The organism is Fischerella muscicola PCC 7414 (assembly GCF_000317205.1).
In the GTDB taxonomy this organism is placed as follows: Bacteria; Cyanobacteriota; Cyanobacteriia; order Cyanobacteriales; family Nostocaceae; genus Fischerella; species Fischerella muscicola.
Genome location: NZ_AJLK01000109.1, coordinates 61,557 through 81,732, shown reverse-complemented (window position 1 = coordinate 81,732; position 20,176 = coordinate 61,557). Strand labels below are relative to the sequence as shown.

At 42.2% G+C, this 20,176-nt stretch carries 21 protein-coding genes; 8 read left to right on the top strand and 13 right to left on the bottom strand.

Going from position 1 to position 20,176, the window contains the following annotated elements; genetic code table 11:
- Positions 1-17: 17 nt before the first annotated feature.
- Positions 18-761 (top strand): ATP-binding cassette domain-containing protein, encoded by a 744-nt coding sequence (locus UYI_RS0116060; RefSeq protein ID WP_016867664.1) that lies wholly within the window; start codon positions 18-20, stop codon positions 759-761.
- A complete protein-coding gene (locus tag UYI_RS32760; RefSeq protein WP_016867663.1) occupies positions 758-1,390 on the top strand; it encodes an ABC transporter permease in 633 nt (210 codons plus the stop codon). Before UYI_RS0116060 ends, UYI_RS32760 begins: the two co-directional genes overlap by 4 nt.
- Before the next feature lie 394 nt (positions 1,391-1,784).
- Here UYI_RS32760 and UYI_RS0116050 read toward each other — a convergent pair whose 3' ends face one another.
- Positions 1,785-2,210, bottom strand: a complete 426-nt coding sequence (locus tag UYI_RS0116050) for a hypothetical protein (RefSeq protein ID WP_026085985.1) — start codon at positions 2,208-2,210, stop codon at positions 1,785-1,787.
- A gap of 132 nt (positions 2,211-2,342) precedes the next feature.
- Entirely contained in the window at positions 2,343-3,980 is a 1,638-nt protein-coding gene (locus tag UYI_RS0116045) for a CTP synthase (RefSeq protein WP_016867661.1), read from the bottom strand.
- A gap of 164 nt (positions 3,981-4,144) precedes the next feature.
- Here UYI_RS0116045 and UYI_RS0116040 point away from each other — a divergent pair, with 164 nt between their 5' ends.
- From UYI_RS0116040 to UYI_RS0116035, 3 genes are all read left to right on the top strand, one after another.
- Positions 4,145-5,929, top strand: a complete 1,785-nt coding sequence (locus UYI_RS0116040; protein ID WP_016867660.1) for an N-acetylmuramoyl-L-alanine amidase — start codon at positions 4,145-4,147, stop codon at positions 5,927-5,929.
- 109 nt (positions 5,930-6,038) lie between these two features.
- Entirely contained in the window at positions 6,039-6,182 is a 144-nt protein-coding gene (locus UYI_RS36855; protein WP_157226350.1) for a hypothetical protein, read from the top strand.
- Between the two features lie 723 nt (positions 6,183-6,905).
- Positions 6,906-7,220: a hypothetical protein gene (locus tag UYI_RS0116035; RefSeq protein ID WP_016867659.1), complete on the top strand. Its 315-nt coding sequence runs from the start codon at positions 6,906-6,908 to the stop codon at positions 7,218-7,220.
- Positions 7,221-7,433: 213 nt separating this feature from the next.
- On the opposite strand, the gene UYI_RS0116030 is transcribed toward UYI_RS0116035, so the two are convergent.
- From UYI_RS0116030 to UYI_RS0116000, 6 genes are all read right to left on the bottom strand, one after another.
- Positions 7,434-7,973, bottom strand: a complete 540-nt coding sequence (locus UYI_RS0116030) for a DUF6174 domain-containing protein (protein ID WP_016867658.1) — start codon at positions 7,971-7,973, stop codon at positions 7,434-7,436.
- A 660-nt stretch (positions 7,974-8,633) separates the two neighbouring features.
- Positions 8,634-8,909: a hypothetical protein gene (locus tag UYI_RS0116025; protein ID WP_016867657.1), complete on the bottom strand. Its 276-nt coding sequence runs from the start codon at positions 8,907-8,909 to the stop codon at positions 8,634-8,636.
- Positions 8,910-8,991: 82 nt separating this feature from the next.
- Complete coding sequence (locus UYI_RS0116020) at positions 8,992-10,071, bottom strand: WD40 repeat domain-containing protein (RefSeq protein ID WP_016867656.1); 1,080 nt, start codon at positions 10,069-10,071, stop codon at positions 8,992-8,994.
- Positions 10,072-10,218: 147 nt separating this feature from the next.
- Positions 10,219-11,190, bottom strand: coding sequence for a CobW family GTP-binding protein (locus tag UYI_RS0116010; RefSeq protein ID WP_016867654.1), 972 nt, complete (start codon positions 11,188-11,190; stop codon positions 10,219-10,221).
- 146 nt (positions 11,191-11,336) lie between these two features.
- Positions 11,337-12,248 carry an alpha/beta fold hydrolase gene (locus UYI_RS0116005; RefSeq protein ID WP_016867653.1) on the bottom strand — a complete coding sequence of 304 codons (912 nt, stop codon included), beginning with the start codon at positions 12,246-12,248 and terminating at the stop codon, positions 11,337-11,339.
- A gap of 210 nt (positions 12,249-12,458) precedes the next feature.
- Entirely contained in the window at positions 12,459-12,887 is a 429-nt protein-coding gene (locus UYI_RS0116000; protein WP_016867652.1) for a SufE family protein, read from the bottom strand.
- Between the two features lie 265 nt (positions 12,888-13,152).
- Between UYI_RS0116000 and psaK the strand changes: the two genes are divergently transcribed.
- Positions 13,153-13,413, top strand: a complete 261-nt coding sequence (gene psaK, locus UYI_RS0115995; RefSeq protein WP_016867651.1) for a photosystem I reaction center subunit PsaK — start codon at positions 13,153-13,155, stop codon at positions 13,411-13,413.
- Between the two features lie 142 nt (positions 13,414-13,555).
- Here the strand turns inward: psaK and UYI_RS0115990 are convergent, their stop codons facing one another.
- Positions 13,556-13,852, bottom strand: a complete 297-nt coding sequence (locus tag UYI_RS0115990) for a hypothetical protein (protein ID WP_016867650.1) — start codon at positions 13,850-13,852, stop codon at positions 13,556-13,558.
- 819 nt (positions 13,853-14,671) lie between these two features.
- On the opposite strand from UYI_RS0115990, the gene dapB reads away from it, so the two are divergent.
- A complete protein-coding gene (gene dapB / locus UYI_RS0115985) occupies positions 14,672-15,508 on the top strand; it encodes a 4-hydroxy-tetrahydrodipicolinate reductase (protein ID WP_016867649.1) in 837 nt (278 codons plus the stop codon).
- Positions 15,509-15,669: 161 nt separating this feature from the next.
- Positions 15,670-16,383, top strand: a complete 714-nt coding sequence (locus UYI_RS0115980; RefSeq protein WP_016867648.1) for a hypothetical protein — start codon at positions 15,670-15,672, stop codon at positions 16,381-16,383.
- A gap of 85 nt (positions 16,384-16,468) precedes the next feature.
- On the opposite strand, the gene UYI_RS0115975 is transcribed toward UYI_RS0115980, so the two are convergent.
- The 4 genes from UYI_RS0115975 to UYI_RS0115960 form a co-directional block, all read right to left on the bottom strand.
- Positions 16,469-17,089, bottom strand: a complete 621-nt coding sequence (locus UYI_RS0115975) for a precorrin-8X methylmutase (RefSeq protein WP_016867647.1) — start codon at positions 17,087-17,089, stop codon at positions 16,469-16,471.
- Between the two features lie 121 nt (positions 17,090-17,210).
- A complete protein-coding gene (locus tag UYI_RS0115970) occupies positions 17,211-18,017 on the bottom strand; it encodes a TPM domain-containing protein (protein WP_016867646.1) in 807 nt (268 codons plus the stop codon).
- 222 nt (positions 18,018-18,239) lie between these two features.
- Positions 18,240-19,043, bottom strand: coding sequence for a 16S rRNA (guanine(527)-N(7))-methyltransferase RsmG (rsmG, locus tag UYI_RS0115965; RefSeq protein ID WP_026085983.1), 804 nt, complete (start codon positions 19,041-19,043; stop codon positions 18,240-18,242).
- Between the two features lie 315 nt (positions 19,044-19,358).
- Entirely contained in the window at positions 19,359-20,117 is a 759-nt protein-coding gene (locus tag UYI_RS0115960; RefSeq protein WP_016867644.1) for a superoxide dismutase, read from the bottom strand.
- Positions 20,118-20,176: the final 59 nt, after the last annotated feature.

Here is a 20,176-nt window from a genome sequence, read left to right as displayed (position 1 = left end):
TCCATTAAAACCCACCCATGTCCCAGGAGATTGCTGTTGAATTTCGTAATGTTACATTTAGCCGTAACCAGCGCCCCCTAGTATCAAATTTGAATTTCAGCATTTCTCAAGGAGAAGCACTGGTATTACTCGGACGTAGTGGTAGCGGTAAAACTACGACGATGAAACTAATCAACCGCCTGTTTACACCCACTCAAGGGGAAGTGTTGTTTAATGGCATTCCCACAACCCAGTGGGATGAAATTAAATTGCGGCGCAAGATTGGTTATGTAATTCAAGAAACTGGTTTATTTCCCCATTTTACTGTTGAGCGTAATGTGGGTTTAGTTCCCTCTTTGGAAGGTTGGAAGCCCAAACAAATCAAAAGGCGTGTTTCTGAACTGTTGCAGTTGGTGGGTTTAGAACCAGAAAAATTTGCTCACAGATATCCCCACGAACTCTCAGGTGGGCAAAGACAACGAATTGGTGTGGCGAGGGCATTAGCAGCCGATCCGCCAGTGTTGTTGATGGATGAACCTTTTGGCGCCCTCGATCCGATTACACGGCTGGAATTGCAACAAGAGTTTAAACGCTTACAACAGGAATTAGGTAAGACGGTTGTTTTTGTGACTCACGATATTCAGGAAGCGTTTGTTTTGGCATCGAGAATTGGTTTAATGCATGGGGGAGAATTGGTAGTGTTGGAAACGCCAGCAGAGTTTATGCGTTCCCAACACCCAGAAGCCCTTGCTTTTTTGCAATGTCTGAAACCAGTCTTATGAACTTTAATGACTTTTTTTTTATCAAATATGCGCCGGAAATCTGGGAACGCACTTTAGAACACTTGTTATTAGTGGCGATCGCTATTAGCATTGCGATCGCGATCGGTATTCCACTAGGGATATTAATCACCCGGCAAAAATCTCTGCGTCAACCGATTTTGGGTGTTGCCAATATTTTCCAAACTATTCCCAGCTTGGCGTTATTTGGCTTACTCATCCCTGTACCGTTTATTGGTGGGATTGGTGCTAATCCTGCTATTTTTGCCTTGGCTTTATATTCTTTGCTACCAATAATTCGCAATACTTACACTGGAATTACTGGCGCCGATCCAGCGATTCGAGAAGCAGGGCGCGGTATGGGAATGACAGATAGACAGCTGCTGTTACAGGTAGAGATTCCTTTGGCGATGGGAGTAATTTTAGCTGGGGTGCGAGTAGCAATGGTAATCAGTATAGGTGTTGCCACTATTGCTGCTGCTATCGGTGCGGGTGGTTTGGGTGAGTTGATTTTTCGCGGCATCAGTACAGTCAATAATCAATTAATCTTAGCAGGTGCGATTCCGGCGGCAATCATTGCTTTAGTTGCTGATTTGGGTATAGGTTGGTTGGAGAAAAGATTGCACTCTTAAGAAGGCAGAAGGCAGAAGGCAGAGGAGGCGCTCTTTGCAAAGCTGCGGTTCGCGTTCAAGGAACGCCGTGGCAGAGGGCAGAAAGCAGAAGGAAACACCCCCATAATACCGTTTCACTATGAGTCTGATACATTTGGCGACTGGGGGCACAAGGGGGACAAGGAGGACAAGGGGGACAAGGAAGACAGGGGGGACAATTTGTATCAAGAATTTTGTGAAATTGTATAAGACGCATTTAGGGGTAAGTTTGACGGACGCAGTATTTCTTGCGCCAACGTCTGGAAATACATATTTCCTTCTTTGTTCAATGAATTTAGGAGCTTGAAAGCCAGTGGCATTGGACATTATAAACTTTCTTCCCTCCTGCCCTCTGCCTCCTGCCCTCTGCCTTAATTCATTGCAAAAAATGCCCAGTTGTCTTTTGAATGTGGTTCACAACTTTCTCGTAAGATTCTGGGTTACTGACTGGATTAATAATAATTGGAATAATGCCGTCTGGTAGCCAAAATGTGATTCTGCCATTCGGCGGTTCATAACAAAAAGAACTGATACAGTTGAGGTTAATTACATACTCGTTTCTCTCGTAGTAGATTTTTACCCAGTAGCTATTTTCTAACTCTGCTTCGGTGACGTATTGAATATACTCTAAAATTTTTTGGTAGTCTTGCTGGTTACTTTGAGGATTGATCACTATCGGGATAGCACAATCAGGTAGCCAAAATGTTACCCTACCGTTTTGCTCATAACAAAAGGCACTTACGCGTTCAAAATTGACCACATATTCTTTCCTCTCGTAACTAATTTTTACCCAGTACGCCACAAAGTCTCCTTACATGGGGAATATATCAGGAGCATATTGCTGTACAGCACCCTCTTAGGAGAGTATAAATCTTCATCTGCCAGAAAGTTTTGCGTGAATTCTCTGGAAAATAACGACTGATTGTAAAGAAATTTAGGAAACTGAAACAGGTGTTTGTCTGCCTTCGTAGGATTGAGAATGAGCGATCGCAGCTTCGATAAAGCCTTTAAATAGAGGATGGGGCGCACTGGGGCGAGATTGAAACTCCGGATGAAATTGGCAAGCCAGAAAGAAAGGATGCTTGGGCAATTCTATCATTTCTACTAAACGTCCATCGGGAGAAGTGCCACTAATCACATAACCAGATTCTAAAAACAGGTTGCGGTAAGCGTTATTGAATTCGTAACGATGGCGATGTCTTTCGTAAATCACTTCGTCTTGATAAAGACTAAATGCTAAGGTATTCGGCAAAACGCGGCAAGGATACAAGCCTAAGCGCATTGTCCCGCCCAAATCTACCACGTCTTGCTGTTCTGGCAACAGGTTAATAACTGGATTTTCTGTATGAGGTTCAAATTCAGCACTATGAGCATCCGTAAATGCCGCAATATTTCTTGCCCATTCAATCACAGAACATTGCATTCCTAAGCATAAACCCAGGAAGGGAATTTGATGAATGCGAGCATATTTGATAGCTTCAATTTTACCATCAACTCCACGCACACCAAAACCTCCGGGTACAATTACACCATCAACACTAGCTAAGTGATTCTCGGCTCCATCAACTTCTAGTTTTTCTGAGTTTACCCACCGCAGACGCAAGTCGCCACTCATGGCAATCGCTGCATGACGCAACGCCTCTACCACGGAAAGATAGGCATCGCTTAATTGTACGTACTTACCAACAATGGCAATTTCGATGCGATGTTTAGGACTGTAGAGTCTTTCTACTAGAGTTTGCCACTGAGTTAAATCTGGTTGATGTTGCTCCATATTTAGCAACTCCAGTGTTTGCTGTGCTAGTCCTTCCCGTTCTAAAATTAGCGGTACTTCATAAATGCTCTTAGCATCGATCGCTGTAATTACACAGGCTACGGGAACATCGCAAAACTCGGATAATTTGTGTTTTAATCCGGTTGGTAAGGGGCGATCGCATCGACAAATTAAAATATCTGGTTGGATACCTATCGAACGCAGTTCTTTGACAGAGTGCTGTGTGGGTTTAGTTTTCATTTCACCCGCCGAAGCAATCCAGGGAACCAAGGTTACGTGCATGTATAACACGTTTTGCCGTCCTACATCCTTGCGAAACTGACGAATTGCTTCTAAAAACGGTAGTGATTCTATATCCCCTACCGTTCCGCCAATTTCTGTAATTACTACATCAGGATTTGTGTCTTTTGCAACTCTCTCAATTCTTTCTTTGATTTCATTAGTAATATGGGGAATTACCTGCACAGTGCCGCCATTGTAATCCCCACGACGCTCCCGATTAATTACTGCTTGGTAGATAGAGCCAGTAGTTACACTGTTGAGACGCGACATGGAGGTATCAGTAAAGCGTTCGTAATGCCCTAAGTCCAAGTCTGTTTCCGCACCATCTTGGGTAACAAACACTTCTCCATGTTGAAAAGGACTCATCGTTCCTGGATCAACATTAATGTATGGATCGAGCTTGAGGATCGATACCGAATAATTCCGAGATTTGAGCAAACGTCCCAGGCTTGCTGCTACAATGCCCTTGCCGATACTGGAAACTACACCGCCGGTAACAAACACAAACTTAGTCATAACTCTAGAAATTTTAGTAACTTTTGAAGGAGAAAATCAGTGAACAGTTATCAGTTATCAGTTATCAGTTACCAATTGATAACTGTTCACTGATAACTGACAACTGCATCATCCTTCTGCCTTCTTTCTTGGTCATTTTGCCACAGTAGTTGTTGTGAATCTTAATGTATTTTGGCGTGAAATCACTTTTAGGATTTTTAATATTAGGCTTTATAGTCGCTTCCTCCGTAGTTGTCTCGGCACAACAGCCATATCCCTATTTGCGGGTTGTTTATCCTCCCCCAAATCACGAAACTAGTGCTGATCGTATTTTTTTCCTTGGTACAGCCCCCGCTTCCGGACAGGTTTTAATCAATGGTAAAGCAATCAGGCGCAGTCAGTCTGGCCATTTTGCCCCTAGTTTACCTTTACAGGTGGGAGAAAATACTTTTAATTTCAACTACCAAAAACAAACAATTCAGATTCAGGTAACAAGGCTAGCTACCCAACCGGAAATACCACAGGGTTTAGCCTTTGCCAAAGATTCTTTGACTCCAGCAGTTGACATTGCTAGACTTCCAGGGGAACTAATTTGTTTTAGTGCGATCGCCACTCCCAACGCCAGTGTCTCTGTAAAACTAGGTAATCAAACAATTTCCCTCTCGCCCCAACCCCAACAAGCACAACTACCAAGCAATTTGGCAGCACTGACAGGACGAAATCAACCTTCTGTTAACCGTAGTGCTAGCAAATACGAGGGATGTACTACAGTTTCAGACAACACCAACGAAGTAGATTTGGGTAAACCTCAGTTTCAACTGACACTTAATGGCAAAACGATAAATCAGGAAGGAACAGGAAAAATCACTATCCTCTCACCAGCAAAATTGCCAGTAGTAGAAGTCACAGCCGATGCTGGTGTTACTCGTACTGGCCCGAGTACAGATTATTCTCGACTAACGCCGCTACCCAAAAGTACACGTGCAGCAGTCACAGCTAGGGAAGGAGAATGGTTGCGCTTGGACTATGGCGGTTGGATCAATAGTAAGGAAACCACTATTATACCAGGGGCTGTTCCTCCCCACTCAATCATTCGTAGTGTTGGTTATCGTCCGCTGCCTAACATGACAGAGATGGTTTTTCCTCTGCAAGTTCCCGTCCCGGTGAGCGTACAACAAGGAGATAAAACTTTTACTCTCACTCTCTACAATACCACTGCTCAAACTGATATTATTCGCTTGGACGATAACCCCCTAATTTCTCGCCTAGATTGGCAGCAGGTGAAGCCAGAACAGTTACAATACACCTTCAACCTCAAAAAAAGTCAACAGTGGGGATACAAGCTGAGATACGAAGGTACAAGCTTGGTATTGAGTCTACGTCACTCTCCCATTCGCAATAGCAAACAAAAGCCTTTATCAGGAATCAAGATATTACTAGATCCAGGACACGGTGGCAAAGAACCTGGTGCAAGAGGACCAAATGGCTACTTAGAAAAAGATGTGAATTTAACAGTATCAAAATTAGTGCGGGATGAATTGATCAAGCGAGGCGCGACAGTGGTGATGACACGAGAAGATGACAAAGAAGTTTCACTTAGCGATCGCCAAGCAATCATAGATAGAGAAGAACCAGCAATCTCTATTTCCATCCATTACAACTCTCTTCCCGACGATGGCGACGCCGAAAACACCAAGGGGGTAGCAACTTTTTGGTATCATCCCCAAGCGCACGACTTAGCAATATTTATGCAGAATTATTTAGTTAAAGCCAGAAAACGGCCTTCCTACGGTGTGTTTTGGGATAACTTAGCGCTGACGCGTCCAGCGAGTGCGCCATCAATATTATTAGAGTTGGGTTTTATGAGTAACCCCGATGAATTTGAATGGGTGACGGATGAGAAAGAACAGAAGAAATTAGCAAAAGCTGTAGCTGATGGAATTGTCGAGTGGTTTAAGAGTGTGAAGTAGATTCCCTGAAATAGATCCCCGACTTTTCCAAAGATACAGCTGGCGAATCAGGGGTGTCACCCCTCATTGAACAATTTTTCGTTATCCCAATAGATGTACCAGACGAGAGGTGGCGCGTCTGGTACAAACCAATTTGTGGGTGAACGAGGGGTCAGACCCACCATTCGCCAGCTGCATCTTCCAAAAAGTCGGGGTTCTCAAGAGTGTTGCGATCGCTGATTTTGAAGAGTTAATCGATAATGTTCTCGTTTAAACTAAGAACATTCAAGCTCAAAACCACAATTTTCTCGTTTCAACCAACAACATCCAAGCTTCAAACGACAAGTTTTTAGTTTCAATTAACAACATTCAAGCTCAAAACCACAATTTTCTCGTTTCAACCAACAACATCCAAGCTTCAAACGACAAGTTTCTAGTTTCAACCAACAACATTCAAGCTCAAAACCACAATTTTCTCGTTTCAAGTGAGAGCTTTCTTGTTTGAAGCCAGACGGTTATGTAATAAAAGACACCGAGGGCATGAAAAGATAACTATGCAACTATTTATAGAAACCCTATCTATATATTAAGGTAATTTTTAAAAAGAATTTTACTAATGAGGAAGTTGCGAGGATTTGCAACGCTATCAAGATTTTTTTGACGTTTGCGTTGCTATTCATCGACACAGAGAAAGGGTGGATTCATTTTTAGTATAGACAGACAAGGGGGACAAGGAGGACAGGACACCCTTGTATCTTATTTGCTTAGACAAGAAGTTTTCCTTTGCGTTCTCTGCGCTTGAAAACATGCGATCGCACCTGTGCAAGCGTTTTTATCTGTTAACAATTGGTGATTTTTCTCCAACATTTTCCCAAAATAGCTACTATTTAATTAAGGCATGAGATGTTGTTGAATCTTTGGGTATCCGCCAAATAATTCCTTAGTTTGCAACGACATCTTTAATTCCAGCAACATACGACTGATGAGGTCTGAAAATATGCTGAACAAACCCTTAGCCTTTAGTCTAGTAGCTGCTACAATTCTTATTGCTCCGGTTGCTGCTTTTGCTGGCGACCAAGAACAATACAATGAGCAAACAACTTATCAAAATGGTGCTGCTATCAATGGTGGTACTAATGTGCAAACTTCGGAAACTCGCAGCTACCAAGAGCAAATTCAAATAAACAACGAAGATTATAACGACGACTACTACCGTCGTGGCCGTGATGGCTATTATCGCCGCGATCGCTATGATGATGACTACTACTACCGTCGCGATCGTGATGATGACTACTACTACTATGGTCGTTAAGACATTTTCTGTTGTTCTAACTTCAAATTTTGCCTTTTAATCATTTCCTAGTTGTCGGATCTATTTAACCAATCCTCTATAGCCTCAGTAAGTCTTTACTGAGGTTTGTGTCTTTTAAGGCAAACACTGTCAGTAATATTGGTATTATTCGCCAACAGATTTGATATGATTCCTAAATTTTGTTGCAAGTATCTCAACCTGTCCCTTCACAATTTATTGAATAGGATTCATAACAACAGTAATCTTTTGGTTATTGAAGCCAATCAAAGTACAATAATTCTGTGTAACAAAGCCTTGCCAATACTCGAAATACTGCCAACGCTTTTCTGGTTGTAATTTGATTTCCATGTGACGCGGATATCCAAATTTGGCATCGTAAATCGCGTTTACACCTAAAGGTCCGTCACATCCACAACCATTTGGACCGCATTCTTTACCATCTGCTAAAGATTCTATTTTTCCAAATAAATCAGTAACCGTTTTTCCAGGTATTGTTTCACAAGTATTTTGTCTAACTGTGACTATTTTCTCATCTTTAATTTCCAAATCTTGCTGACAATTAAAATGAGAATATTTCAGAAGCAAACGATAATGTTTTACTGCCTGCTGATTCCACTTTTGTTTTGGCAATTCTAGTTGATTATTAGAATAATTCGATAACGCAGTGCGATTGCCAAATACTGCAACACCACCAATTACAATTAATCCAAGAATAATGATTTTTTGTAAGTTAAATTTATCAAACTTAGTCATATTTTAGTAAAAATAAATTGGTAAATTCACTACACATCAAAAACCCGATCATAAATACCGAGTTTTTGATGTTTAACAGTAGGGTCAGATCCCCGACTTTTTTAAAAAGTCGGGGATCTAGCCAACCTATCAAAAGGTATACTCAAATCTGTCTTAAAAGGCAGATAGTGAGTATAGAGGTTAAATATAAATCTCGCTTTCTAATAAGGAATACAACTAGAATTAAGCCAATTTCGGAAATATCTCAGTCATCTCAGTATTGCATAAAATGGGTATGAATAATGAACCGCCAAAACGCCAAGAACTGAATTTTAAATATGCCAGAGAAAAGCAAGTCATACCGCAAATTTGCAACACCGGAATCTCAGCTACATAAAGTGATATCTCACGTCAAGATGCAAAGGCTAAAAGCTATTATATTAAGTCTGGCTAATTAATTACAGTATGGTTGCTTTTGTTGGTAATAGGTAATTGTTTTTTTCAATTACCTATTACCCATTCCCAATTACTGACTTTCACAGATATGATAAGTCCTCAAACGGATATGATATTAAACAATATATATATTCAATTATAAAAAGAAGTTTGATATCGATTTTAATCGCCTACAGGCTTATCCCCATAGGCAAAAGCTATGGGCTTACACTTTTCTATCTTCGATCAAAGCAAATCAGAAAGTGATACTTTGCCTTCCATCTGAAGTTTGGCTTGCACACAGGTAGCACAACTGCAACCAAGTTGATCGATGATGGTTTGAGAGTCACTAGATAAGTTTGGTGCAACCCATTGGTGAACAGGTTGTGCAGATACCAAAGTTACCTGTTGTGTGACAGCAGGTATAGAGTTGAGATGAGATGCAGCCGCCGGATTTGCTACCAACAGCATACAAGCAAGGACTACAGGACAAGCAAGTAAAATTAGTTTGATTATGTTCATAATTGACAAAAAACCCTAGTAGGACTATATCATAGCCAATCCTTACCGACTAGTCATGAGTAATAATTGTTCCTTTTAGCTGTTAGCCTCGTCCAAAACCTTGACCACGTGATGTTTTTGCCCAAATAAATAATTCGCCTTCTTTACCACCAGCAGCTAGTAGCTTGCCTTGGGGATGCCAAGCTAGACACGAAAAGCCATCTGATGCGCCTGTGAGAATTTGCGATACTTTTTTGGCATCTTTCCATAGACAAATCCAGCCATCAGCGCCTGCGGAAGCCAGAAGCAAACGATAAGGTGCAAAGGCGATCGCATTAATTACATCAACATGGTTGGTTAATACAGTTGCTTCCCAACCTAATGACTCATCCTGCGACTTTTCCCAAACAACAATACCATCAACGCTACAGCAAGCCAATATCGGTACACCATTTTGATTGCCAATATCTGACCAGGCGATTTTACGAATCTTACCGGGAAAGCCGCGCATCACCCAAGGCTGGGGGTCATTACTAGAGACTAGTAACTGACTTTCAACTACAGTGATAGTGCGATCCATGTTGCCGGAAGCCAGATACTTGCCATCAGGCGACCATGCCATAGCAATACTGACAGAAGGTATGTCCAAAGTATATGGTTCCTGGTTCCAGTCTTGGCAATTCCACACCTTAATACCTTGATGACCACCAATGGCCAGGTATTTGCCATCACTACGCCAATCAATACCCAATATTGATGAAGATTCAAAATTGAGAATCACAACAATCTCACGAGTATCAGCATTCCAGACTTGCACGCGCCGCCCCAAGCTAAAAGCTAACTGGTGAGAGTTGGGACTCCAAGCTAGTTGATCAACCCAAGCTGGAGCATTTTCTAAAGTAGCAATTAATTCTGTTCCTTGCCAAATCTTGACCAGACCATTCTGTCCGCCCACGGCTAAGAATTGCCCATCATGGGAAAAAGCCAGGCAATCTACAGAGTAATCATTGCCAGTTTGCAAAGTTGTTAAATTGTCATTTTGCCATAGTGCTACTTCCCCAGCAGCAGAAGCAGCAGCAAGCATTGTACCTTGGGGCGACCAAGCGATCGCTCTCACGTAATCTGAAAGGCTTCCAGAAAAGTACTGGTCAAATTCTTTGGAATTGAGAGTTGATGGTTTCATGCTGATGGGGGGATGGGGGCTAGGGTTCCCCACTTTGTGGGGTTGGGGGCAATGGGGGGTGGGGATGGGAGATGGGGAGATGGGGGGATGGGGAGAATAAATATTTATGCCCTATGCCCAATTCCGATCCCTGATCCCCGATCCCCTTTAAACTAAGCAGGCGAGAAAATCTTGTTTGAGTTTGGCTTCATCTAGGTTACGACCGATGAATACTAGTTCATTTTTACGGGTTTCGCCTTCTTTCCAGGGGCGATCTGGTTTGCCTTCAAAGATCATATGCACACCTTGAAAGACAAAGCGATCGTCCTCTCCGGCGATATTTAAAATACCCTTCATCCGAAAGATATCTGGCCCTTGAGTTTGCAGTAACTTACCTAGCCAGTTGTTTAGTTTCTCTCCATCAAGTGCGCCTTCGGCAACTAAAGCCACAGAATAAACACTTTCATCGTGTTCGTGGGCATCTTCTCCCAAAAATTCTGGATCAATTTCCAAAGCCCGGTCTAAATCAAAGGCTTTCACACCTAAAAGTGCATCCATTTCTACTTCAGAATTGCGGGTACGGTAAATTTTTGCCATCGCATTCATCCCACGAATTCGCCTTTCTAATTCATCTAACACATCCGGCGTCACCAAATCAGTTTTATTCAACAAGATAACGTCCGCAAAGGCAATCTGTTCTTGTGCTTCGTCAGCTTCCCAATGTTGCCAAATGTGCTTAGCATCTACCACTGTTACCACTGCATCCAGTTCTAATTGTTCACGCATATCTTCATCGACAAAAAATGTCTGAATGACTGGTGCGGGATCAGCTAACCCGGTGGTTTCAATGACTAAATGGTCAAATTTATGACGGCGTCTCATCAAATTACTGATGATGCGAATCAAATCGCCCCGCACCGTACAGCAGATACAGCCGTTGTTCATCTCAAAGATTTCTTCATCTGTATCGATAACTAATTGATTATCAATACCGACTTCTCCAAATTCATTCACAATCACAGCCACTTTCTTGCCGTGTTCGTGGGTGAGAATACGATTGAGCAGAGTTGTTTTTCCTGCTCCCAAATAACCAGTGAGAACTGTTACTGGAACTACGTCTGTTGTCACACTACTGACCATATCCCAGATACCTTTTGTTTAAATGATAATCGTATTCAATATTAAGCACTGATCCAGAAAAATGGTTAGTGGTTGATTGGTTATTTAGTACTCCTCATACTCCCCCCACTCCTCACACCCCTCACACCCTATCTCCCCATCCCTCTTCAAGAACCAGTCCTCAAAAAGGGCAAAATAGCCTGTGCTACTGCCTCTGGATATTCTTCATGCATTCCCAGAGAACCAGGAAGAATGGCTGTTTGGACTGTGCCTAGTGCTGCCAAGGCGTCCATGTCAGCACGGGATTTGCTGGGAGAGGATTCTCCAATTACCACCATCAAAGGCACAGATAAATTTTTAGCCAACGTCAGAAAGTCAGCTTGGTTGTGTACAGCGTCGAGATTTCCTGTTACAAAGGCAGCAGGAGCAAATCTAGCTCCTGGTTGCTGGGTATTTTGCCACTTATGTTCAATGAAACTGGGGGTGAGTTTGGCAGCATCTACGTAGACGTGGCGACGGTACATAAAACTTAAAAAAGATGGCACAGTGTTGAGCTTGTAGAGTACTTGACCGACAATAGGCGATCGCACTATTTCTCTAAATACTCCTGCAATCTGCCGATCTACACCCATCGTTGGTAAAGGCCCACGCCAAGTTGGTGCGACTAAAACTAACCGTGAAAATACAGAGGAGTTTTTCTGGGCTAATTTCAGAACATAAGCTGCGCTATGACCAGCAGCCACCACTGCTATTGGGGCATCAAAAACAGAAGTAACAAAATATTCCAGAAATTGCTCATAGATAGCAGGTTCGTAATTTACAGGTAAACGGGAAGAATCTCCAAATCCAGGCCAATCTACACCGACTACTTGAAAGTAGGGCGCAAGTAAATTAGCTATCCCGCTCATTTCTTCTCGTGTAGACACAGTGCTAAAAGCAGGAAGTAGCAATAGCGGGGAACCACTACCAATTGTTTCATAGACAATCTGCAATTGTTGGTTTTCCCAATTCCAGGAGAGTTGCTTTACTACTCCACCGATACCAAAATTTGTAGGAGATGATAATAAATTAGTTGACATGAGACAAAGTTTTATAATTAGTAGGTATTAATGATTTTAATTATTTAGTGGTTCATGAACTTGTAGTACAGCACCTATGAAAATTAGGATTCCTTCTAACTTCTATCTTTTGCCCTCAGCATAGCTGCCCTCTGCCCTCTGCCTTATTTTCAGAGTAGTTATTTTCAAGAAAAAATTTCCCCTTTCCCCTTTAACCCTTCCCCTTTACCCTTAATTCTGGCATTCTAAAGCCTTCTTTTGCATAGTCTTGAAAATGTTGTAGAAACCATTTGCGCGGGAAGGTGTGAGGCTAACATTTAAACCAGTTTCTTGAATAAAATCTGGAGTCAGTTGGACAATTTCAGCAGGCGTAAGTCCATTCAAGCCTTCAATTAAAAGACCTACTAATCCTTTAGTTAATTGAGAATCAGAATCACCTTGAAATATAACTTTGCCGTCTGCTAAATCAGCCGTGACATAAACTTGGGAAACACACCCAGGTACTTTGTTTTCTGCGATTTTATCAGCTTCTGGAAACTCCTTTAGCTTCTGACCATACCAAATTAACTGTTCATAGCGTCGTTTCGGGTCTGTAGCGCGTTGAAAGCGCTGGACAATCTTAGCAAGGTTTGGTGGTAAGGAGTCTATGATAGAGGACATAACACAATTAGCGAAGCGATCATATCACCTTGAGTTTAGATGATTTTGCTGGTGATTGTGTCCTTATCTCCAATCCACTGCACCTAATCCCTTACGCCTTATCCCTTCCAGGAAAATTTCAGTTGCGCGATCGCTAATAGCCTTTACTAAGTAATTCAAAAAAATGTTAACTATTAATGCAAAATCCAACTTTGGATTGATTTTTTTTGGTAAGAAATTCACATTGGTATTTTTAACGCAATCACAATTGTAAGGAGAAATTCAGTTGCTGACATCTACTTTACTAGCGGCTGCAACCACACCTCTGCAATGGAGTCCCGCTGTTGGGGTGACAATGATTCTCTGCAATATCCTTGCCATTCTCTTTGGCAAATTCACCATTAAATACCCCAATGCAGAACCTGCCTTGCCCTCAAACCAGTTCTTTGGCGGATTTGGAGCGCCAGCGCTACTGGCTACTACGGCTTTTGGTCATATATTGGGAGCAGGCGTTATCTTAGGTCTGCACAACCTGGGAAGATTCTAAATTTTTGTACCAGAAGCAACATAAGTGATTTGCCGTATTAATATTTACGGTTAACTACTGGGTTGATGATTTTTTGTCTCCGATTGTGAGTCAGAGAGTAAATTCTCTGACTCTTTTTTTATAACAGTTAAGTGTGAATTGACTAGACTGACATAGGAGGCTGACCACGCATTTGCCGTAAGGCGTTGAGGCAAGATGGACAGTCACACCCAAATAAGGCTATAGCAGTATCGCTTTCCTCCTCAGTAAAATTCATTTCAATTATGTCACTGGGTTCGTTATTTTGAGCCAGTTTCATTTCTGGTTTGGGTAGTGGGGTAGGAGTGTTACTTACCCGCGCACATACCAGACGATGAGTTGCAGAGTGAGGAGACTCTACACAAGAAACGTGGGTTCCTGTTGAGTTCACTGTTTGATTTGCGCGGGCTGGTTGGGTCATCATCACCATAGACAGCATAGACGCAAACAGTGCGGGGCTAGAAAGCAACGAAAGAGCTAATTTTCTGTTCATTTACTCAACAATGTTGGTGATTAACGAAAGCAGAATAGATAGTATTTTCACATTTGTATGGTTAATGTTCAGTAAATTCTATATAAAGTTGTCTGATGTGATAACCCAAAGATTACTGAAAAAGCGGACATAGTGTTACTTGCTGCTATTCCTGGTTACAAGTCCAATCTTTCGTAAAGACTTATGAGAGTTCAGCTCAACTTTTAACCATTACACACCACCAAACATAAGTGAAAGACTCAGCTATATGAAGCCAAGTTTAAGGCATCGACTAACATAATAGTTGCCAAGTTCCCAGAATGGGGAGGTGGGGAAATGGGGAGGTGGGGAGATGGGGAGATGGGGAGGTAGGGGGAGTATCAGGAGTGTGTAGACGCGTAGCGGTGAGACAGCGCGCAGAACAGGGGGTTCCTCCCCCAACCCCAAAGCGGGCCCCGAGTCCCCCATGAGCGACTGCGTTCGCGTAGCGTCCCGGAGGGCTCCCCACAGGGTGGAGTAGTAAATAATCAATCAACTACTAACTACTAACCACCAACCACTAACAACCAACCACTAACCACCAACCACTAACAACCAACCACTAACAACCAACCACTAACAACCAACCACTAACAACCAACCACTAACCACTAACCACCAACCACTAACCACTAACCACTAACTACTAACCACTAACAACCAACTAGCAACAAACAACAACCCCAAATTCTCCTACAATTTGTTGGGTATAAAAGCATAATTCAAGCTATGGCGAATCAAAATTTGATCCCTGTGATTGTGAGCGGTGCTGCTGGTAAGATGGGACGCGAGGTAGTCAAAGCAGTGGCACAAGCACCCGATATGAGCCTGATGGGTGCTATTGATACTAGTCCAGAACACCAAGGCAAAGATGCAGGCGAACTTGCTGGTTTAAGTGAGCCTTTGGAAGTACCAATTACCAATCAATTGGAACCGATGCTGGGGTATGTAGCTGGTGAAAGGCAAATGCAACCAGGAGTGATGGTAGATTTTACTCATCCTGATGCTGTGTATGATAATGTCCGTAGTGCGATCGCCTACGGTATTCGTCCGGTTGTTGGTACTACAGGGTTAAGTCCTGAACAAATTGAAGATTTGGCAAGTTTTGCAGATAAAGCCAGTACAGGATGTCTACTCATTCCTAATTTTTCTATCGGCATGGTACTACTGCAACAAGCCGCTGTGACAGCATCTCAATATTTTGATCACGTAGAAATCATTGAACTGCATCATAACCAAAAAGCCGATGCTCCCAGTGGTACTGCCATTCAAACTGCCCAAATGTTAGCAGAAATGGGTAAAACTTTTAACTCAGCAATCGTCAAAGAAACCGAAAAATTACCAGGGGCGAGAGGTAGTGTTGCAGACGAAGGAATCAGAATTCATAGCATTCGTCTACCAGGGCTGATTGCTCATCAGGAAGTCATTTTTGGTGCCCCTGGTCAAATTTATACCTTACGACATGACACAAGCGATCGCTCTGCCTATATGCCAGGAGTACTACTAGCAATTCGTAAAGTCTTGCAGTTAAAGTCGTTAGTATATGGATTAGAGAAGATACTCTAATATCTGGTTGGCTTGAATGTTTATGTTATCTGTCAAGCTGGTAATTGGTAATTGGTAATTGGCCTTTTCCCCATTCCACATTACCTATTATCAACAAAACCAACTTGGTATACATTTTCCATCTCCAATCCAAAATCTAAAATCCAAAATCCAAAATCCGAATGCTTGTCCCACTGACTCGCCAAAAATTTAATCAACTCATTCCCTTAATCGCCACTGGCCCACAGTACAAGTATTACTGGGGAAAATTTCCAGATTTTTTACAGAGGCTGTTAATTTCTGTTGTCATTGCAGCTGTTTATGTATTGGTAAGGCTTTTTGCTATGCCTGGTTTTGGCCCCATTCTATTTGTACTAGGAGTAATTGGTGCTTTTTACTGGCTATGGGGGCCTGTATTTTGGGCGAGTATGCGAAATGCCAAATGTCGCCGTTACAAATACAGTGGCTTTTTCCGTGGTCGGATTTTGGATTGGTGGATTACAGACGAATTGATTGGTAAACAGGAAACCGTTGACAACAAAGGTGATTTGGTAATAGTAGAAAACCGGGAAAAGCGAATCAACCTGGAAGTGGGTGACGAAACCGGATTTACAGCCCAACTCAGAGCGCCACTAAGGGTAGAGCATAAAGTAATTGCTCGTGGTCAAAAAGTAGAAATGCTGGTGATGTCAAATCGTCCAGATTTGAGCAAAATTGAAGAAATTACCGATATCTATATTCCGAGTCGGGATTTGTGGGTGAGTGATTACCCTTATTTGCGGCGAGATTATTTTCCGGAAGTGAGTCGTCGTTTACGCGATCGCCCATCAGAAAGACCCCGCAGACGTCGCCCCCCAGAGGAACAGAGGGGGAGAAGAGTGGAAGAATGGGAGTAAAGGAGTGTGGGGAGTATGAGGAGTATGAGGGGTGTGAGGGGTGTCATAGAGAATAATTATCAACTAATTCCCGATCCCTGATCTCCTATCCCCTCACTTTTCCATAGGCTTGCCAAGCCAAATCTATTAGACCATCAACGATCGCAGCTGCAACTAATGCTCCACCTTTGCGGCTATCGATTGTAATGTTTGGAATCAGAGAATCTTGCAAGCGTTCTTTATCTTTATCTATGTTGATAAAACCTGCTGGTGTGGCAATCACCAAAGCTGGTCTGATTTCTTCTGCTTCAATTAAATCAACTAATGTAGACAAAGCAGTTTGTGCTTGACCAATTACAAATAAACCTTCAGGGTAACGTTTAGCTAAAGTTTCAATTCCCCAAGCTGCTTTAGTTTTTTCTTTTTGAGGACGGGTAGGTGTATCCATGCTGCAATATACAGCGTTAGCAAAGGTACTTTGGATTGCGTAGTTAATACCTACTTGTACCATCGGCACATCTACAACAATAGTTGTGCGTGAAGCCAAGGCTGCCGCCCCTGCTTGCAAAGCACGCTCAGAAAAACGAATCAAAGATTTGTATTCAAAATCAGCCGTGCTATAAATCACCCGCCGAACAATTTCATACTCGGCAGGTGAAAAGACATGTTCGCCAATCTCGCTATCAATAATTGCTAAACTTTCAGCATCAGTTATGTGCCATTCCATTGCATTTCAGCTTAAATAGTCAAGAGTCAATTGTCCATAGTCCGTAGTCCATAGTCAATTGTCCATAGTCAAAAGTACAGAGAATTTCCAATTGACCATTCACCCTTGACCATTGACTAAGTCACATTTCCGATGCTGAAGAACGATTGAAAAAGTTAGATAAGTAGGCAACTAGTACACCGATGAGAAAACCAGCTATATTACGAACTAAAGGTAGCCAGTCAGAGGTACGGGATACTACAGGCCCAATACCGAAAGCGATAAACAAGATTCCCCACAGAGGAGAAAAAATTAAAGCCCATTGCCAAGCAATAATTTGTCCGTCACGCCGGGGTTGAGCCGCAAATCCACAAACAATTCCACCAATGATTGAGCTAATCAGTGTCAGAATCCACTGTTCTCTTGGTAGTCCGGGAACGACACGGCAACCGCCCTGACGCAAACAAGTTTCAATTGATTCTAAAGCTTGTATGATTGCTCCGTCTTCGCCTTCTTCTCGTACAAAGTATAAGTTGCCAAAGCGTGTTTGTAGTTCTACCCAAAATGTGCGGGGTAGCAACTTATAAACTGCATCGCCGACGTTGAAATTGAGAATATTACCACCACTGGCATCAGCAACTAATAAAACACTTTTATCATCAAGTTTCCAAAAGTTTTTAACTGCTAAACCAGGCGTACGGTCATACTGAGTTAAAACTCTCAACTTCCAGCCGGTTTCAGCTTCAAATTGTTCTAGTTTTTTAACAAGGTTTTCTTCCTGAGCAGAGGTAAGCGATTTGGCTAAGTCTACGACTGGGGTTGGAGTGTCTGGTAGTAACTCTGGATTGTCGTAAGCATGAGCGTAGGGAGGATGTGTTACCCAAATAGACCCTGCCAAGAAAAACACTGCGCAAAATACCAGAATTCGTCGCCAAAAACAATGCTGCATGGACTTTTTTATACGATTCTCTACAGTAGACGTGAACAAGTTGTTTTAAAAGATTAGAGGAAAACTGATAATTCTTTACACTTTTTAACTTTAATCTAATTTAAGTCATTAGTCATTAGTCATTGATCATTGGTCATCGGGGAAGAGATCAAGTGTCATTGGTCAATTAGCGAATGACAAATGACAATTGACACTTAACAAATGACAATTGACCATTGCATATTAAAGAGGTTTGTGTGTTGGTATACCGACAGCACGGGGAAATTTAGTTGGTGTAGTTGCAATCTTCCGTAAGTACAAACAGTGACGAAGGCTATTACTCAGGGGAGTGGTAAATTGTTCAATTGCTTCTATTTCACCACCAAGCAGTTTGACAGCATCTGTTAAAGCTGTAGTTTCCTCTTGTGTCCAGTTACCCCGATAAATTATGGCTAAACCACCCTGTTTGAGTAATGGCAAAGTATATTCCGCACAAACTGATGCATTACCAACAGCGCGTATCATAGCTACATCGTAGTTTTGGCGGTGCTGGGACTGCTGACCGATTTCCTCAGCTCTGCCGATTAATGTTTTAACATTATCTAGTTTCAACTCAGGTAGGATGTTTTCAATAAAAGCTATTTTTTTGCGAGTAGAGTCCACAAGTGTGACAGTACAGTCGGGCAGTGCGATCGCTACAGGAATACCAGGAAAACCTGCACCTGTGCCAATATCAATGAAGTGATGGGGTGGTGGGGTGGTGGGGTGGTGGGGTGGTGGGGTGAAATCTTTCTCCCCATCGCCCCATCTCCCCATCTCCCCATCTCCTAGTAAGGGTGCAATTCCCCGCAGAGAATCCCAGAGATGTTTTTCCCAAAATTCCTGAGGGTTGGTGATTCTAGTTAAATTAAGCTTTTGATTACCTTCTAAAATTAATTCATACAACCTCTGCAATTGTACCTGCTGTTCGGCTGTTGGTTGCCAATTGAGAGTTTGCTGCCATATATCTGGCAATTCTGGCAAAGAAGGCACGGTTAAGTAGTTCACAGTTTCACTCTTACAAAAAATAGGGTGTAAGGGTAAATATATTAATTGTTTTTCTTCCTCATACACACTTATACTCTTACATTCCTATACCCTTTTGAACTTAACATTTTTAAAAATAGGTGTTTTTAGTAAGCACTTTAGTGCTTAAAGGTATTTTTTGAAATTGGGATTCTCTCAGAACCCATTCATAAAGAACATTAAGACATTTGTGACTAACATCTTGATGTTGTTTATGAACGGGAACCCATTCACTATAAACGTGAAAGCGATCGCAAATAACGATTAAATTTATAGCGCCTACAAACCAATAACCGCTTAAGTTGCTGCTGCAAATCGTTTGTTAATTTCATCCCAGTTCAGCACGTTCCACCAAGCATCTAAATAATCGGCGCGGCGGTTTTGGTATTTGAGGTAATAAGCGTGTTCCCATACATCATTACCCATAATTGGATATTTGCCTTCACTCAGGGGAGTATCCTGATTGGGTGTACTAACAACCTCCAGCCTGCCATCTTTGTTACGCACCAGCCAAACCCAACCACTACCAAAACGTTTACTACCAGCATCGTTGAACTGCTTTTTGAAATTTGCAAAACTGCCAAAATTGTCTTGAATAGCATCAGCGATCGCCCCGGTTGGTTCACCACCACCATCTGGTTTCATAATCAGCCAAAACATCGAGTGATTAATATGGCCGCCACCATTATTGCGTACCGTTGTGCGAATATCTTCGGGAACGCTGTCGAGATTACGCAGTAAATCTTCTACATTTTTGTTTTTAAGATCCGGATATTTATCCAATGCCGCATTCAGGTTTTTGACATAAGTTGCATGGTGTTTGTCATGATGGAAGCGCATTGTAGCTTCATCAATGTGTGGTTCTAAGGCATTGTAATCATAAGGCAAAGGTGGTAGTTGAATTGCCCCTGAATTACTTGGTGTAGTAGGGGGAGTAGGAGAAGAAGTAGGAGAAGTAGAAGGAGTGGGTGTACTGGCAGAAGCACAAGCATCTAAAGCAAAAGCACCTACACCTGCACCAAGTAAAACCAAAAAATGCCGACGTTGAAGAATCATAAGAGTTACTGAAGCAAATAAATTAGTGAAATTGGTTTGCAGTTATTATTTTCGTAGAT